At 65.5% G+C, this 19,032-nt stretch carries 3 protein-coding genes (1 of these 3 cut by a window edge); 2 read left to right on the top strand and 1 reads right to left on the bottom strand.

The features are described from left to right. The first annotated feature begins 220 nt into the window (after window positions 1-220). Window positions 221-2,470, top strand: coding sequence for an FAD-dependent oxidoreductase (locus tag H663_RS28095; RefSeq protein WP_053173410.1), 2,250 nt, complete (start codon window positions 221-223; stop codon window positions 2,468-2,470). An 819-nt stretch (window positions 2,471-3,289) separates the two neighbouring features. Here the strand turns inward: H663_RS28095 and H663_RS41275 are convergent. Further along, window positions 3,290-3,583 carry a hypothetical protein gene (locus H663_RS41275; protein ID WP_133239986.1) on the bottom strand — a complete coding sequence of 98 codons (294 nt, stop codon included), beginning with the start codon at window positions 3,581-3,583 and terminating at the stop codon, window positions 3,290-3,292. A 102-nt stretch (window positions 3,584-3,685) separates the two neighbouring features. Here H663_RS41275 and H663_RS28090 point away from each other — a divergent pair, with 102 nt between their 5' ends. Further along, a protein-coding gene (locus tag H663_RS28090) for an Ig-like domain-containing protein (protein ID WP_133239985.1) crosses the window boundary here: on the top strand, window positions 3,686-19,032 show its 5' portion. 12,010 nt of this gene lie beyond the right edge of the window; only the first 15,347 of its 27,357 coding nucleotides appear in the window; the start codon lies at window positions 3,686-3,688; its stop codon lies beyond the right edge, outside the window.

The raw sequence follows: 19,032 nt of genomic DNA, 5'->3' as shown, positions 1-19,032 counted from the left end.
ATGACCCGGCTGGGCGATGGGGTTGTTTGGGCATCCATGTCGGACTCTTCGAGTACCGACCTACGAGTTGGAGGTGATTCGTAGGTCGGTGGTCGAAGACCCCGACATGGGCCTTTGCTGAAACCCATGATGTCGGACTCTGCCAGTGCCGACCTGCGAGATGACATTGGTCACGCATGTCAAACTTCAACGTGCCGGATCAATCAGGAGTTCCCCTTTCATGCGCCTTCGTCAAACTGTGTTGTTGCTTTCGCTGGCGCTGGCCATCGGCGCGTTTGTGGCGCTGGACTTGGGGCGTTTCTTGAGCTTTGAGCAACTCAAAGCCAGCCAAGCCAGTTTTGCCCAATTGCACGCCGAGCAGCCGCTCACGGTGGCGGCGGTGTACTTCCTGATCTATGTGCTGGCGACAGCGATGTCCATTCCGGGGGCCGTGGTCATCACCTTGGCCGGTGGGGCCATCTTTGGCTTGTGGCAGGGTTTGCTGATCGTGTCCTTTGCGTCCACCGTGGGCGCGGTCTTGGCGTTTTTGGCGTCGCGCTTTTTGTTGCGCGACTGGGTGGAAGCCCGCTTTGGCCAGCGCCTGGCCGACATCAATGCCGGTGTGGACAAAGAGGGCGGGTTTTACCTCTTCACGTTGCGCCTGATTCCGGTCGTGCCGTTCTTCTTGATCAACCTGCTCATGGGCCTGACGCGCATAAAGGTGTGGACGTATTACTGGGTCAGCCAGATTGGCATGCTGGCGGGCACGGCGGTGTATGTGAACGCGGGCACGCAGTTGGCGCAACTCGATTCGGTGAAGGGCATCTTGAGCCCCGCGCTGTTGGGCAGCTTTGTGTTGCTGGGCATCTTCCCCTTGTTGGCGCGCCGCATTGTGGCCGCTGTGCAAAAGCGCCAGGTCTACGCCCCCTGGGCCGACCAGCGCCCCAAGACCTTTGACCGCAACCTGATCGTCATCGGCGGCGGCGCGGGCGGTTTGGTCAGCGCCTACATCGCGGCAGCCGTCAAGGCCAAGGTCACGCTGATCGAGGCGCACAAGATGGGCGGCGACTGCCTGAACTTCGGCTGTGTGCCCAGCAAAGCGCTGATCAAAAGCGCAAACATAGCGCACCAAATGCGCCACGCGTCGAACTACGGCCTGAGCGATGCGGCCCCGAGCTTCAGCTTCAAAGCGGTGATGCAGCGCGTGCACGATGTGATCAAAGCGATCGAGCCACACGACAGCATTGAGCGTTACACCGGCTTGGGTGTGGAGGTGCTGCAGGGTTACGGCAGATTAGTGAACCCGTGGACGGTGGAGGTGGCGTTGAACGACGGCACAACCCAACGACTGACTGCCCGCAGCATCGTCATCGCCGCTGGCGCCAGCCCCTTCGTGCCGCCACTGCCCGGCTTGGACGAAGTGGGCTATGTGACCAGCGACACGCTGTGGGACGCATTCGCCCAGCTCGATGAAGTGCCCCAGCGCCTGGTGGTGCTGGGTGGTGGCCCAGTCGGATGCGAACTCGCGCAAAGCTTCGCGCGACTGGGCTCACACGTCACCCAAGTGGAAATGGGCGCACGCCTCATGGTGCGCGAAGACGCGGAGGTGAGCGCACTCGCCCAAGCCGCGTTGCAGGCCGATGGCGTGCAAGTGCTCACCGGTCACAAGGCGCTGCGCTGCGAGCTGCGCCCCTCCACAGGCATAGCGAGCGCAGCGAAGCCATCCATGGATCGTCACGCTTCGCACGCGATGACAAATGATGCTGTCGCGACCACACACGAAAAATACCTGATCGTCGAGCACAACGGTCAAGAGCAGGCCATTCCGTTTGACCACCTGCTGTGCGCCGTGGGCCGCGTGGCGCGGCTGCAGGGCTATGGCCTGGAAGACCTGGGCATTCCCACGCACCGCACCGTGCAGACCAACGAGTACCTGCAAACCATCTACCCAAACATCTACGCCGCAGGCGACGTGGCTGGCCCCTTCCAGTTCACGCACACCGCAGCCCACCAAGCGTGGTACGCGGCCGTCAATGCGTTGTTTGGCGAGTGGAAGTTGTTCAAGGCCGACTACTCGGTGATTCCGTGGGCGACGTTCATTGACCCCGAGGTGGCGCGTGTGGGCCTGAACGAGCAAGAAGCCCAAGAGAAAAACACCCCTTATGAAGTGACAAAGTACGGCATCGACGATCTGGACCGCGCCATCGCAGACAGCCAAGCGCACGGTTTTGTGAAGGTGCTCACCGTGCCGGGCAAAGATAAAATTTTGGGCGTGACCATCGTCGGCACACACGCGGCGGATTTGCTGGCCGAGTACGTGCTGGCCATGAAACACGGCCTGGGCCTGAACAAGATCTTGGGCACCATCCACACCTACCCCACCATGTCCGAGGCCAACAAATACGCAGCGGGCGAATGGAAACGCGCCCATACGCCGCAAAAGTTACTGGCCTGGGTCCAGAAGTACCACGACTTCAAGCGCGGAACCTGACCCAAAACGAGCCCGCATATCGGTCCCCGTAGGTCAGCTGTTTGTAGGTCGGCACTCGAAGAGTCCGACATGGATGCCTGAACAACCCCATCACCCACCCGGGCCATTCGCGACATTTCAAGCAAACGTCGGAGTCTTCGACCGCCGACCTACGAATGCCGCTCGCCGCCCAACCGGGCCACCACAATTGGATTGCCACGCTTCGATCGCAATGACGGGGAGGGGGCGCGTATTGACGGCAGTTGGTAGGTCGGTACTCGAAGAGTCCGACATGAATGCCCGAACAACCCCATCGCCCACCCGGGCCATTCGCGACATTTCAAGCAAACGTCGGGGTCTTCGACCGCCGACCTACGAATGCCGCTCGCCGCCCAACCGGGCCACCACAATTGGATTGCCACGCTTCGATCGCAATGACGGGGAGGGGGGGGCGCGTATTGACGGCAGCTTGTAGGTCGGTACTCGAAGAGTCCGACATAGAAGCTCGAACAACCCCCATCGCCCACCCGGGCCATTCGCGACATTTCAAAAGAACGTCGGAGTCTTCGACCGCCGACCTACGAATACCGCTCGCCGCCCAACCTGGCCAATTCCACCAAACGTCGGGGTCTTCGACCGCCGACCTACGGATACCCCTTCGCTGCCCTTGCAATGACGCCACCGTGGCACCCATAAGCGAGTTCCTTTCCGCACATCCAAATTGTCAGTAAAGACAAATTGCGACAAAAAATTCAGCAAGAACATCATCTGGTCCACCCCAATTGGGGGTTTATAAATGACATTTTTGCCAATATCTTGAAGTTTGAATCAATAAATCCGTCAAATATTCATAGATAAGACATTGGTAGATATGTCGTTTTTTGAGTCTGAAAAGATCGAAATCATGAGAGAAAAATGAATTTCGGATGTCATCGCCAGCGGAGCACCGATCGGCCTTCTACAGAGGGGCGTGAGGTGCTTTGGCGAATCGGTTTGCGGGGCTTTTCGAGCCTGCAAGGGGGCAATGCGCAGTGCTGGAATTGCAGCCAAAACAGGCGTGACAGCGAACACAAAAAAACAAACCGATGACCAACACCTGGGTACGGACATGACGATCAGCAGCAACAACTTCACGCTTGAATTAGGCGTATTAACAACACAGCCCCTCACGCTCACGGGCGATGTTTGGCAGCGGCCAACACCGCAAGCAACACAACAACAGCAGGAAGCACAGTCATGAACGACAGCACCAACCCCGTCATCGCCATCAACGCCAGCAAAAACAACCTGGTCATGGGCGAGACCGCTACCCTGTCGTTCACCCTGTCCCAGGCCAGCACCAACTTCAGCGCCGCTGACGTGACAACCATTGGTGGCACGCTGTCCAACTTCACCGGCTCGGGCACCAGCTACTCCGCCACTTTCACGCCCAGCGCCAACGTGTCGAGTGCCTTCGTCATGGTCGGCAACGACGTCTTCAGCAACGTCGCAGGCACCTTGAACAAAGACGGTGCCGACGCTAACAACGCCGTCTCCTTCAGCGTGGGCCTGCTGGTCAACACCGACGCCCCCGCAGACACCACCGCCCCCTCGGTGATGATCAGCAACACCAAAACGAGCATATTCACTGGTGAAACCGACCTCATCACCTTCACCCTGTCAGAAGCCAGCAGCAACTTCACGCAAAGCGACGTCACCGTCATCGGCGGCACCCTGAGCGGCTGGGCCCAAAGCGCCACCAACCCGCTCGTCTACACCGCCATCTTCACGCCCAACCCCAACGCCCTGAGCGCGGCCCTCTTCATTGCCAGCGAAAGCTTCACCGACGCCGCAGGCAACTTCAACCAAGACGGCATGGAGCTCAACAACATGGCCTCGATCGCCATCCAGTGCAAGATCGACACCACCCCGCCCACGATTGCGGTCACCGCAGACAAAGCCACCTTGGCTGGAGGGCAGACCGCCCTCATCACCTTCACCCTGAGCGAACTGGCCACCGATTTCACCGCCGCTGACGTCACCGTCTCCGGCGGCACGCTCAGCGGTTTTGCCCAAAGCGCCACCAACCCCCTGGTCTACACCGCCACCTTCACGGCCTTTGACGTGACCGTCTTGGGCGGCTTGGAGGCCCCCACAGGCGGTGCGATCAGCGGAAGCGTCACCGTGGACAGCAACAAATTCACCGACGCCTCGGGCAACCAGAACGCCGACGGCGCAGACGCCAACAACACCGCCAACTTCACGATCAGTCTCGACGTCACGCCCCCCACCATCATCGTCAGCGCCGACAAAGTCGACCTGCTGGCAGGCCAAACCGCCACCATCACCTTCACCCTGTCTGAAGCCAGCAGCAACTTCTCCCTGAGCGACATCAGCGTCACCGGCGGCACCTTGAGTAACTTCCAGGGCTCCGGCACCGGCTACACCGCCACCTTCACGCCCACCGCCGGTGCCAGCACCGCCAGCGTCAAGGTCGACAGCAACCGCTTCACCGACGCCTCAGGCAACAACAACAAAGACGGCACCGACATCAACAACGCCGTCAGCCTCAAAACCAACCTCCCCCCCGTCACTGCCCCCGCTGTCGACGCCACTCCCCCCACCATCGCCATCAGCGCCGCCAAAAATTCACTCGCTGTCGGTGAAGTCACCACCGTCACCTTTTCGCTCAGCGAAGACAGCACCGACTTCAGCCTGGCCGACATCACCCTGCTGGGCGGCACGCTCAGCAACTTCGTGGGGAGCGGCAAGGTCTACACCGCCACCTTCACCCCCGCACCCACCGCCAAGAGCGCCTTGCTGTTCGTGGCCAGCGACAAATTCACCGACGCCTCAGGCAACCTCAACCAAGACGGCGGCGACCCAAACAACCTCGCCAGCTTCAGCATCAACGAAGCTGCCGTGGCCCCCGCAACCCCCGCAGCCCCCGGCGTCATCCTGAACGCCACCAGCGACAGCGGCACCCCAGGGGACAACACCACCACCGACAACACCCCCACGCTCAGCGGCACCGGCACGCCCGGCAACACCATCGCCATCAAAGACGCGGCAGGCAACACCATCGCCACCGCCGTGGTGGCGGCCAACGGCACCTGGATGACCACGCCCGTCAACCCACTGCCCGTGGGCCTGAACAACCTCAGCGTCATCGAAACCAGCCCGGCGGGCATGGCCAGCACCCCCACCGCATTACCGCTCACCATCCAAAGCGCGGTCGTGCCACCCACACCGGTTGCTCCCGCAGCCCCCGGTGCCACCCTCAATGGCATCAGCGACAGCGGCACAAAAGGTGACAACGCCACCAACGACACCACGCCCACCCTGTCTGGCACCGGCACCCCCGGCAACACGATCGCCATCAAAGACCCCGCTGGCAACACCATCGCCACCGCCCTTGTTGCGGCCAACGGCACTTGGCAAGCCACCCCCAGCACCCCGCTGCCCCAGGGCCTGAACAACCTGAGCGTCATCGAAACCGGCCCCACGGGCCCCGCCAGCCCCGCCACAGCGCTGCCCATCACCATCGACAGCGGCGCACCCACCATCGCCATCAGCGCCCCCAAAGGCGTGCTGGCCGCCGGTGAAGCCACCACCATCACCTTCACCCTGAGTGACGCCAGCAGCGACTTCACGTTGGCCGACATCACCGCCATCGGCGGCACCCTGAGCGGCTTCACCCAAAGCCCCACCAACCCGCTCGTCTACACCGCCACCTTCACCCCCGCCGCCGGTGCACGCAGCGCCATGGTCTTCGTGGGCAACGACAAATTTGCCGATGCCTCCGGCAACCTCAATCAAGACGGTGCCGAACTCAACAACCTCGCCAGCTTCAGCATCAACGCAACGGCCGCCCCCACCGCGCCCGCCGCCCCCGCCGCCATCCTTGACCCCACCAGCGACAGCGGCACCAAAGGTGACCAACTCACCAACGACACCACGCCCACCATCAGCGGCACCGGCACGCCTGGCAACACCATCGCCATCAAAGACCCCGCTGGCAACGTCATTGCCACCGCCATCGTCCAGCCCAACGGCACCTGGACCGCCACCCCGGTCAACCCACTGCCCCAAGGCCTCAACAACCTCAGCGCCGTTGAAACCAACCCCGCTGGCCAGTCCAGCCCCGCCACACCGCTGCCCATCACCATCGACAGCGTGGCCCCATCGCCCCTGGGCGCCATCCTCAACCCCATCAGCAACAGCGGGTTGACCACCGACAACGTCACCAACGACACCACCCCCACCATCAGCGGCTCTGGCACGCCCGGTGACACCATCGCCATCAAAGACCCCGCTGGCAACGTCATCGCCACCGCCACCGTCCAGCCCAACGGCACCTGGACCGCCACCCCGGCCAACCCACTGCCCCAAGGCCTCAACAACCTGAGCGTCGTCTCCACCAGCCCCACCGGTGCCACCAGCACCGCCCAGCTGCCCATCGTCATCGACAGCGGCGCGCCCACCATTGCGCTCAGCACCCCTGCCACAGCGCTCACCACCGGCCAAACCGCCACCGTCACCTTCACCCTGAGTGAAGCCAGCTCAGACTTCACCACCGCAGACATCACCGTCGTCGGCGGCAGCCTCAGCGGCCTGACGCAAAGCCCCACCAACCCGCTCGTCTACACCGCCACCTTCACCCCCACAGCCGGTGCCAGCAGCGCTGCCGTGCTGGTCACCAGCAACAAATTCAGCGACGCCGCAGGCAACATCAACCTCGACGGTGCCGACACCAACAACGCCCTGTCCTACAGCATCAGCTCTGGTGCCGTACTCACCCCCCTGACTGCCACACTCGACGCCACCAGCGACAGCGGCACCCAGGGTGACAAAACCACCAACGACACCACCCCCACGCTCAGCGGCACCGGCACGCCCGGCGACACCATCGCCATCAAAGACGCCGCGGGCAACACCATCGCCACCGCCACCGTGCAGCCCAACGGCACCTGGACGGCCACCCCCACCACAGCGCTGCCCCAAGGCATGAACAGCCTGAACGTGGTCGCCACCAGCCCCACAGGCACCAGCACCACCGCCCAGCTGCCCATCACCATCGTGGTCGACACCGTCGCGCCCGTAGCGCCAGCGGCCATCCTCGCGCCCAGCAGCAACAGCGGCCTGCTGACCGACAACATCACCATTGACACCACCCCCACCCTGAGCGGCTCCGGCACCCCCGGCAACGTCATCACCGTCAAAGACCCCCAGGGCAACGTCATTGCCACCACCACCGTCGGCCCCGACGGCACCTGGACGGCCACACCCACCACGCCCCTGCCACAGGGCCTGAACAACCTGGCCGTCACCACCACCGACCCGGCCGGCAACACCAGCCCCCCCACCACGCTGCCCATCACCATCGACAGCCTGGCCCCCGCCGCCCCCGCAGGCACACTCGACCCCACCAGCGACACCGGCACCAAGGGTGACAAAACCACCAACGACACCACCCCCACGCTCAGCGGCACCGGCACGCCTGGCGACACCATCACCATCAAAGACGCAGCAGGCAACGTCATTGCCACCGCCGTGGTCGCCCCCAACGGCACCTGGGCCGCCACACCCAGCACACCGCTGCCCGAAGGCCTCAACGCCCTCACCATGACCGCCACCGACCCGGCCGGCAACACCAGCCCCGCCGCGCCGCTGCCCGTCACCATCGACAGCGCAGGCCCCACCGTCATCGTCAGCGCCAACAAATCGCTGATGTCCACCAGCGACACCGCCACCGTCACCTTCACCCTGTCTGACGCCACCAGCGACTTCACCGCCGCTGACATCACCGTCATGGGTGGCACCCTGACCGGCTTTGCCCAAAGCCCCACCAACCCGCTCGTCTACACCGCCACCTTCACGCCCACCGCCGGTGCCCAAAGCGCCATGCTGTTCGTGACCAGCGACAAATTCAGCGACGCCTCAGGCAACCTCAACAAAGACGGTGCCGACACCAACAACATCGCCAGCTTCAGCATCAGCGCCACCCCTGTCGCGCCGCCCCCTGCAGCGCCCGGTGCCATCCTCGACCCCATCAGCGACAGCGGCACCCAAGGCGACAAAGCCACCACCGACACCACGCCCACCCTGAGCGGCACCGGCACACCCGGCAACACCATCACCGTCAAAGACCCCCAAGGCAACGTCATTGCCACCGCCGTGGTTCAACCCAACGGCACCTGGCAAGCCACCCCGACCAACCCGCTGCCCCTGGGCCTGAATAACCTCAGCGTCACCGAAACCAACCCCGCCGGCAACACCAGCGCCCCCACCGCACTGCCCATCACCATCCAGGCCGAAACCGTCGCCGCCCCCGGTGCCAAGCTCGACCTGACCAGCGACACCGGCACCGTGGGTGACAACACCACCACCGACACCACGCCCACCTTGAGCGGCACCGGCGTGCCCGGCGACACCATCGCCATCAAAGACCCCCAAGGCAACGTGATTGCCACAGCCACCGTTGCCCCAGACGGCACCTGGTCAACCACCCCCACCACCGCACTGCCCCTGGGCCTGCAAAACCTCAGCGTGGTGCAAACCAGCCCCAGCGGCATCACCAGCGCCCCCACACCGCTGCCCATCACCATCGTGGCCCCGGCCGCTGGTGCGCTCACAGCCGCACTGTCAGGCCCCAGCGACAGCGGCACCAAAGGTGACAACACCACCAACGACACCACCCCCACCCTGACCGGCACCGGCACCCCTGGCGACACCGTCAGCATCACCAACGCCGCAGGCCAAGTCATTGCCACCGCCACCGTGCAACCCGACGGCACCTGGGCGGCCACGCCCACCACGCCGCTGCCCGCAGGCACCAACCCGCTCACCGTGGTGGCTACCAACCCGGCCGGCCAAATCACGGCCAGCAACGTCCTGCCCCTGGCCATCGTCATCGACCCCATCGCGCCCGCAGCGCCCGGCGCCATCCTCGACCCCATCAGCGACAGCGGCACCAAAGGCGACAAAGCCACCACCGACACCACGCCCACCTTGTCGGGCACCGGCACACCGGGTGACACCATCTCGGTCAAAGACCCCCAAGGCAACGTCATTGCCACGGCCACCGTGCAACCCGACGGCACCTGGACGGCCACACCCACCACGCCCCTGCCCACCGGCCTGAACAACCTGGCTGTGACCGCCACCGACTCGTCCGGCAACACCAGCGCCCCCACCGCGCTGCCCATCACCATCCAGACGCAGGTCGGCAAACTCATCATCCAAGGCGGCGTCTATGCCGGGCCTGTCACCAGCGCTGACGCCACAGCCACCAGCACCGGCACCACAGCGCCCATCGTCACCACCACCACAGAAGCCGACGTCACCGGCAACGGCAGCGCACTGCCACCGGGCGTCAGCAATGACGGCGGCCTCATGCTCACCGACCCCGGCCTCACCGGCAACCCCACCGTCACCAGCGGCCCGGGCACCAGCACCGGCACAACCAGCACAGGCACCGGCTCCGGCGCCATCCCCGGCACCAGCACCGGCACCACCACAGAAGCCGACGTCACCGGCAGCGGCAGCGCACTGCCACCCGGCGTCAGCAATGACGGCGACATCATGCTTGCCGACCCTGGCCTGACCGGCAACCCCACCATCACCAGCGGCACCGGCACAGGTACGACCAGCACAGGCACAGGCACCGGCTCCATCCCCGGCACCAGCACCGGTGGCACCACAGAAACCGACGTCACCGGCAACGGCAGCGCACCCCCACCCGGCGCTCAAAACGACGGCGGCCTCATCCTCACCGACCCCGGCCTCGTCTCGCAACTCGTGTTCAAGCCCGGCCAGCCCGACAACCTCGTCAGCACCAACGCCACCGGCGGTGCCACCGTCTTTGTCTACGACAACACCGGCACCCTGCTGGGCCAAACCACGCTCGCATCCGACGGCACCTGGCGTCTCGATGTCGAGAACAAACAAGACTACCGGGGTGCCATCCTCGTCAAGGTCGTCGACGCCAACGGCACCTCCGTCAACTACATCGACGAAGTCAGCGCCGCAGGCAAATCGTTTGACACCACCTTGCGCGCCATGGGCGTGGCCGAATTCGGCCAGCCCAACTTCCAGGTGCCCGACGCCCTCAACTCGGTGTTGACCATCTACATCACCCCCGTCACCGAACTGGCCGTGCGCACCGCAGGCGTGAGCGACAGCGCCACCACGCCCGTCAGCACCACCGCCATCGCCACCGCCAACGCCAACGTCGCCTCGGCACTGGGCATGGCCGGTGTGAACATCATTGGTCAACCCACCACCACCAACAGCAACGACTTCACCGCCACCGACCGCTACGACGCCGACGGCATGGTCGTCCTCACTGCCGGAGAAAAATACGGCCTCGTGCTGGCCAAACTCTCGGGCATGGACGCCATCAACGGCAACATCGACGCCAGCCTCGACGCCCTGCAAGGCCATGTGCAAGCCAACGGCACCCTGAGCGCTGCCGGAGCCGCCATGGTGGATGCTGGCCGCATCGAAGCCCTCGAAGCCCTCAAAGGCGTCACCGACGGCACCAACCCAGAAAACACCTTCACCATCGACACCCCGTTCAACCGCTGGCTGCTCGGTGACATCACCATCGTTGAACAAACCATCACCCCCACCGGCGCCGTGCTCACCGGCCAGGCCCTGCCGGGCAGCACCGTCACCGTCAAACTGCCTGGCGGCGGCACCACCACTGCCGTGGCCGACGCCACCGGCACCTTCACCGTGCCGCTCACCACGGCGCAAATACCCGCCGCAGGCCAAGAGATCACCTTCACCGGCACCGACGGCCTGATCCAGCCCGCCGCCACCATCCACGCGCTGCCCGCAGCACCCACCGCCGCCATCGCCCTCATCAGCGACAGCGGCACCGTGGGCGACGGCAAAACCACCGACAGCACCCCCACCCTGAGCGGCAGCGGCACCCCCGGTGACACCATCACCATCAAAGACCCCGAAGGCAACGTCATCGCCACCGCCGTGGTCGCCCCCAACGGCACCTGGACCGCCACCCCGGTCAACCCACTGCCCCTGGGCCTGAACAACCTCAGCATCACCCAAACCGACCCCGAAGGCTTCGTCAGCCCCGCCACGCCCCTGCCCGTCACCATCGAAGCCGGTGCGGGTGCTGCACCCGCCGCCCCAGAAGCAGCGCTCGACATGGTCAGCGACAGCGGCAAGCTCTACGACAACACCACCAACGACAACACCCCCGTGCTGTCTGGCACCGGCACCCCCGGCAACACCATCGCCATCAAAGACCCCCAAGGCAACACCATCGGCACCGCCGTGGTCGACGCCAACGGCAACTGGGCCATCACCCCCACCACACCGCTGACTGAAGGCCTCAACAACCTCAGCGTCACCGAAGCCAACCCCGCAGGCCAAACCAGCCCCGCCACACCGCTGCCCGTCACGGTGGACACCACGGCCCCCGCAGCGCCTGCGGCCGTGCTCGACCCCACCAGCGACAGCGGCAAAAAGCTCGACAGCACCACCAACGACAACACGCCCACCTTGAGTGGTGGCGGTGCCACGCCCGGTGATGTCATCACCATCAAAGACCCTCAGGGCAACGTCATCGGCACCACCACCGTGGCACCCGACGGCACCTGGGCCATCACGCCCACCACAGCGCTGCCAGACGGCACCATCCCCCTGACCGTCACCGCCACCGACCCGGCAGGCAACACCAGCGCCCCCACACCGCTGCCCGTCACCATCGACACCACACCGCCCGCAGCGCCCACCGGCCTGCTCGACCCCACCAGCGACAGCGGCACCAAGCTCGACAAAACCACCAACGACACCACGCCCACCCTGAGCGGGCAGGGCACACCGGGTGACACCATCACCCTCAAAGCGCCAGACGGCACCGTGCTCGGCACCGCCGTGGTCGCTGCCAACGGCACTTGGGCCATCACCCCCACCACACCGCTGGCCGAAGGCCCCAATGCGCTGACCATCACCGCCACCGACCCGGCAGGCAACACCAGCGCCCCCGCGCCGCTGCCCGTCATCATCGACACCACGGCACCGGCTACCACCGGCGCAGGCGGCCTGACTGCCGTGCTCGACCCCACCAGCGACAGCGGCAAATTGGGTGACAAAACCACCAACGACACCACGCCCACGCTCAGCGGCACCGGCACGCCTGGCGACACCGTCACCATCAAAGACGCCGCTGGCAACCTGATCGGCACCGCCACTGTGCTGGCCAACGGCACCTGGGCCATCACGCCCACCACACCGCTGCCCACCGGCAGCGTCCCGCTGGTCGTCACCGCCACCGACCCGGCAGGCAACACCACCGCCAGCGCACCGCTGGTGCTCGTCATCGCCATCGACACCGCAGGCCCTGCCGCCCCGGCAGCTGTTCTGTCTGCCCCAAGCGACAGCGGCGTCAAAGGCGACGGCACCACCAACGACAACACCCCCACCATCACCGGCACCGGCACACCGGGTGACACCATCACCCTCAAAGACCCACAGGGCAACGTGATTGCCACCGCCACCGTGCAACCCGACGGCACCTGGGCCGCCACGCCCACCACACCGCTGCCCGAAGGCCCCATCGCCCTGGCCGTCACCGCCACCGACCCCGCAGGCAACGTCAGCCCACCGGCTACGCTGCCCCTGGTCATCGACACCCTGGCCCCAGCCGCCCCCGGTGCCAACCTGGCCCCCGGCAGCGACAGCGGCACCAAGGGTGACAAAACCACCAACGACAACACCCCCACCATCGACGGCACCGGCACGCCCGGCGACACCATCACCCTCAAAGCACCCGACGGCACCGTGCTCGGCACCGCCGTGGTCGCACCCGACGGCACCTGGGCCATCACACCCACCACACCGCTGCCCGAAGGCCTGAACAACCTCACGGCCACCGCCACCGACCCCGCTGGCAACACCAGCGCCCCGGCCACACTGCCCATCACCATCGACACCACGCCGCCCGCCACCGGCACAGGCGCAGGCGGTGGTGCAGGCGGTGCAGGCGGTGCAGGTGCCCTCACGGCCGCGCTCGACCCCACCAGCGACACCGGCACCAAGGGCGACAACACCACCAGCGACAGCACGCCCACCCTGAGCGGCAAAGGCAACCCCGGTGATGTCATCGCCATCAAAGACGCCACCGGCACCGTCATCGGCACCGCCGTGGTCGACGCATCGGGCAACTGGTCCATCACCCCCACCACACCGCTGCCCACCGGCAGCAACCCCTTAAGCGTCAGCGCCACCGACCCGGCTGGCAACACCACCACCAACCCGCTGCTCGTCACCGTGGTGGTGGACACCGCAGGCCCCGTGGCCCCAGCGGCCATCCTCGCGCCCATCAGCGACAGCGGCAAATTGGGTGACAACACCACCAACGACAACACCCCCACCATCAGTGGCAGCGGCACGCCTGGCGACACCATCACCATCAAAGACCCGCAAGGCAACGTCATTGCCACCGCCGTGGTCCAGCCCAACGGCACCTGGGCCGCCACGCCCACCACAGCGCTGCCCGACGGCATCAACAACCTGGCCATCACTGCCACCGACCCTGCTGGCAACACCAGCGCGCCCACATCGCTGCCGCTGGTCATCGACACCACACCGCCTGCCCCCGCAGCGCCCGGCGCCGTGCTCGACCCCGTCAGCGACACCGGCACCAAAGGTGACAGCACCACCAACGACAGCACCCCCGTGCTCAGCGGCACCGGCACGCCCGGTGACACCATCACCATCAAAGACCCACAAGGCAACACCATCGGCACCGCCGTGGTCGCGGCCAACGGCCAATGGGCCATCACGCCCACCACAGCGCTGCCCGAAGGCCTGAACAACCTCAGCGTCACGGAAACCAACCCCACCGGCCAGACCAGCGCACCCACCCCGCTGCCCATCACCGTGGACACCAGCGTGCCCACCGGCGTGACCGCCAACGACCAAAACGCCAACCCTGACGGCGTGGTGCTCAGCGGCACCGTGCCCGCCAGCTACACCGCAGGCGACGTGCTCACCGTCACCGTCAACGGCGCCACCTACAACGTCACCCCCGACGCACTGGGCAACTGGAACTTGCCCGTCACCGGACCCAACGCCGCCACCCCCGCCAGCGGCACCCTGGGCGCCTTCACCAGCGGCCAAACCTACCCTGTGGTCGCCACCCTGACCGACGCCGCAGGCAACGTCGCCACCGACCCCGCTACGCTCAACGTCAACAACACCATCCCCGTGGTCAGCCTCAACGCGGTCACCGACACCGGCACCCCCGGCGACGGCATCACCACCGACAACACGCCCACCTTCTCCGGCACCGGCACCCCCGGCGCCCTGATTGCCATCAAAGACAGCAACGGCCAAGTCGTGGCCAGCGCCACCGTCGCACCCGACGGCACCTGGTCCGCCACCCCCACCAACCCGCTGCCCGAAGGCCAAAGCCAGCTCAGCGTCACCGCCACCGTAGGCGGCGTCACCAGCCCGGCCACCACCTCGCCCGTCACCGTGGACAGCGTCGCCCCGCCCGCACCCACCGGCGCACTCGACCCCATCAGCGACAGCGGCAAACTGGGTGATGCCACCACCAACGACACCACCCCCGTGCTCTCGGGCACCGGCACCTTTGGTGACCTCATCACCATCAAAGACGCCACCGGACAAGTCATCGGCACCGCCATCGTCGATGCCTCAGGCCATTGGTCCATCACGCCGACCACACCGCTCAAAGAAGGCGCCAACGCCCTGCAAATCAACGCCACCGACCCGGCAGGCAACGTCGGCCCCTTCGGCCCGCTGCCCGTCACCGTGGACACCACACCGCCCGCAGCCCCTGCGGCCGTGCTCGACCCCATCAGCGACAGCGGCAAAAAAGGCGACAGCACCACCAGCGACACCACGCCCACATTGAGCGGCGGCGGCGCCACGCCCGGTGACACCATCACCATCAAAGACGTGCAAGGCAACGTCATCGGCACCGCCACCGTGGCACCCGACGGCACCTGGGCCATCACCCCCACCACACCCCTGCCCGAAGGCACCAACGCGCTCAGCGTCACCGCCACCGACCCCGCAGGCAACACCAGCGCCCCCACGCCGCTGCCCGTCACCATCGACACCACGCCGCCCGCCAACACCGGCGCAGGCGCACTGACTGCCGCGCTCGACCCCTTAAGCGACAGCGGCACCAAAGGTGACAACACCACCAACGACACCACGCCCACCCTGTCGGGCAGTGGCACACCGGGCGACACCATCACCATCAAAGACGCCAACGGCGTGGTCATCGGCACCGCCGTGGTCGCTGCCAACGGCAGCTGGTCCGTCACACCCACCACACCGCTGGCCAGTGGCTCCAATGCCCTGAGCGCCACCGCCACCGACCCGGCAGGCAACACCATCACCAGCCCGCTCACCGTCACCGTGGTCATCGACCCCAACGCACCGGCCGCACCCGCCGCCGTGCTCGACCCCACCAGCGACAGCGGCAAAAAGCTCGACAGCACCACCACCGACACCACGCCCACCATCAGCGGCGCGGGTGCCACACCGGGTGACACCATCACCCTCAAAAACCCACAAGGCGCGGTCATCGGCACCGCCGTGGTTGCACCCGACGGCTCTTGGGCCATCACCCCCACCACGCCGCTTTCCGAAGGCCTCAACAACCTGGGCATCACCGCCACCGACCCGTCTGGCAACGTCAGCCCCTCCACCACGCTGCCCGTCACCATCGACACCACAGCCCCCGTGGGCCTGATCGCCGTGCTCGACCCCACCAGCGACACCGGCACCAAAGGCGACAACACCACCAGCGACAACACCCCCACCCTCAGTGGCAAAGGCGAGCCCGGTGACGTCATCACCATCAAAGACGCCCAAGGCAACGTCATTGCCACCACCACCGTCGCGGCCGACGGCACCTGGGCGGCCACGCCCACCACCGCGCTGCCCGAAGGCATCAACGCCATGAGCGTCACCGCCACCGACCCGGCCGGCAACACCAGCACCAACCCGCTGGTCATCACCGTCGTCGTCGACACCGTGGCCCCCGTGGCCCCGGCCGCCAAGCTCGACCCCACCAGCGACAGCGGCACCCCCGGCGACAACAGCACCACCGACACCACGCCCACCCTGAGCGGCTCGGGCACCCCCGGCAACGTCATCACCATCAAAGACCCACAAGGCAACGTCATTGGCAGCGCCATGGTCGCGCCCGACGGCAGCTGGGCCATCACGCCCACCACACCGCTGCCCACAGGCACCACACCGCTGGCCATCACCGCCACCGACCCGTCTGGCAACGTCAGCCCACCCACCACACTGCCCATCACCATCGAAGCGGCAGCCGTGGCCCCAGCAGCGCCTGCGGCCAAGCTCGACCCATCCACCGACAGCGGCACCAAAGGCGACGGCAGCACCACCGACACCACGCCCACTTTGAGCGGCACCGGCACACCGGGCAACACCATCAAGATCACCGACCCGCAAGGCAACGTGATTGGCTCTGCCACCGTGGCGCCAGACGGCAGCTGGGCCATCACGCCCACCACACCGCTGCCCACAGGTGCCAACGCACTGAGCGTGACCGAAACCAGCCCATCGGGTTTGACCAGCCCGGCCACGGCACTGCCCGTCACCATCGAACCGAATACGGCCACCTTCTCCAGCATGACCAAGGACAGCAGCCTGACCGCTGCCAACGCCGACTGGACCACCAACGACGCCAGCGCAGGCCGCTTGCTGTCGGGCCACATCGCCCAACCCCTGGGCACTGGCGACACCGTGCAAGTGTTTGCAGACGGCAAACTCATTGGCAACGCCGTGGTCAACGGCACCGAATGGGCCATCACCGACACCAATGGCTACAACGCCAACTGGACCTACACCGCCAAAGTGGTCAACAGCACCAACCAGGCAGGCCCCGTGGTCAGCCAGTTGGTCACGCTGGACACCACCGAAGCGGCACCCGTCATCACCGGCGTGCTGGACTCGGCACAGGTCAGCGTGGGCGCCACCGGCGTCAATGCGGCCAACACCGGAGCCACCAAAAACGCCCTGTCCAGCGTCAGCGGCACGGGCACGGCAGGCAGCACCATTCAGCTTTATGACAACGTCTACAACAACATGGTGGGTACCGCCGTGGTGGGCGCTGATGGCAAGTGGACGGTCAGCAGCCTGACAGGCACCTCCAATTCGAGCGACAGCTTTGTGGCGATACAGCTGGACTCTTTGGGCAACCAAAGCGTCTCGTCCAATATGTGGACCGTCAAAACATTGGTCAACGGCATCGTCAACGGTGACTTCTCTGCGGGCAACAGCGCCATCACCAGCGAAGCCGCATATTCCACAGTCCTGGACTACTCGATTGCCTTCTATTCGATCCAGACAAAAACCACCACTCCCGCAGCCAGCCCACTGACGAAATCGCCCGTCTCCACCTATGCCCATGGCACCTGGTATGACGAAACGGTGGCTGCTACGTCACCCACGGCTGCCGCCGCCTTGAGCCTGTTTGACGGCCAGTATTTCCTGGCCAGCATGGATGGCAAAGGCACAGCAGCTGCGCCGTTCAAGATCTGGCAACAAAGCGTCAATGTGGTGCAAGGTCAGACCTATGACTTCACCTTTGACTACATGACGCAGTACATCAAAGTGGTGTCGGACAGCGGCAACCGCACCGCCATGGACGTGGTGATCAATGGTGAAACCATCATGACCACCAAAGCCGGTTCGGCAGGTGTCATTCACATCAGCTACACAGCGCCCATCACCGGCTCGATCCCGCTCACTTTCCAGTCGTATTCCGCATGGAATGGCTCCGATGTGGCGTTTGACGATATGGTCTTCGCACCCGTGGCACCCGCAGTCAGCCTGACCGCAGGTGGCGCATTTGGCGGCGCCACCCCCAACCCCGACACGCTCACCTTCACCGGCGGCGTGCTCGACACCATGGACGGCGCAGACACCATCAGCGCAGGCACCAACTTGCAAACCCTGCTGGCAGCAGGCGGCAACATGCTCGACGGCGGCGCCAAGGTCGACACCCTCAAACTGGCCGCTGGCACCACGCTCGACCTGGTGGCCCTGACGCACAACCAAACCGTCAAGACCATTCAAGAAATTGAAGTCTTCCAGCTGCAAGGCACCAGCAAAGTCACGCTTGACGCCAACAATGTGCTCAGCCTGGGCGGCACCGAGCTGACCGGCTACAGCTTCACCGCCACCACCCAAACCGCCATTGGCAACATTGCGGCCACGGGCTCCACCAGCAGCAAAGGCAAAGTGCAGTTTGTGGTCAACGGCACCCTGACCGACACCGTGGACATGACCGGCCTGGCCGTGGACGGCGTGACTGGCACCGCTGGCGTGCAAGGCAACACGGGCCTGACGGGCCAGTGGGACTACAAAGGCCAAGTCGTGCTGGGCGGCAAGACCTACAAAATCTACGACCACAGCACCACACAAGGCCAGCTGCTGATCGAGTTGCCCATCAACACCATCGTTGCAGGCCCCGACGCGCCCAAGGGCGTGCTCGACCCCGCCACCGACAGCGGCACCAAAGGCGACAGCAGCACCACCGACAACACGCCCACCATCAG

It is taken from the genome of Limnohabitans planktonicus II-D5, from assembly GCF_001270065.2.
In the GTDB taxonomy this organism is placed as follows: domain Bacteria; phylum Pseudomonadota; class Gammaproteobacteria; order Burkholderiales; family Burkholderiaceae_C; genus Limnohabitans_A; species Limnohabitans_A planktonicus.
The sequence above is the reverse complement of the archived record's forward strand: the minus strand, read 5'-3'. Positions and strand labels throughout refer to the sequence as shown.

Bases quoted from the DNA above. Each gene is read 5' to 3' on its own strand.
- H663_RS28095 (WP_053173410.1), top strand. From the start codon at position 221: ATGCGCCTTCGTCAAACTGTGTTGTTGCTTTCGCTGGCGCTGGCCATC.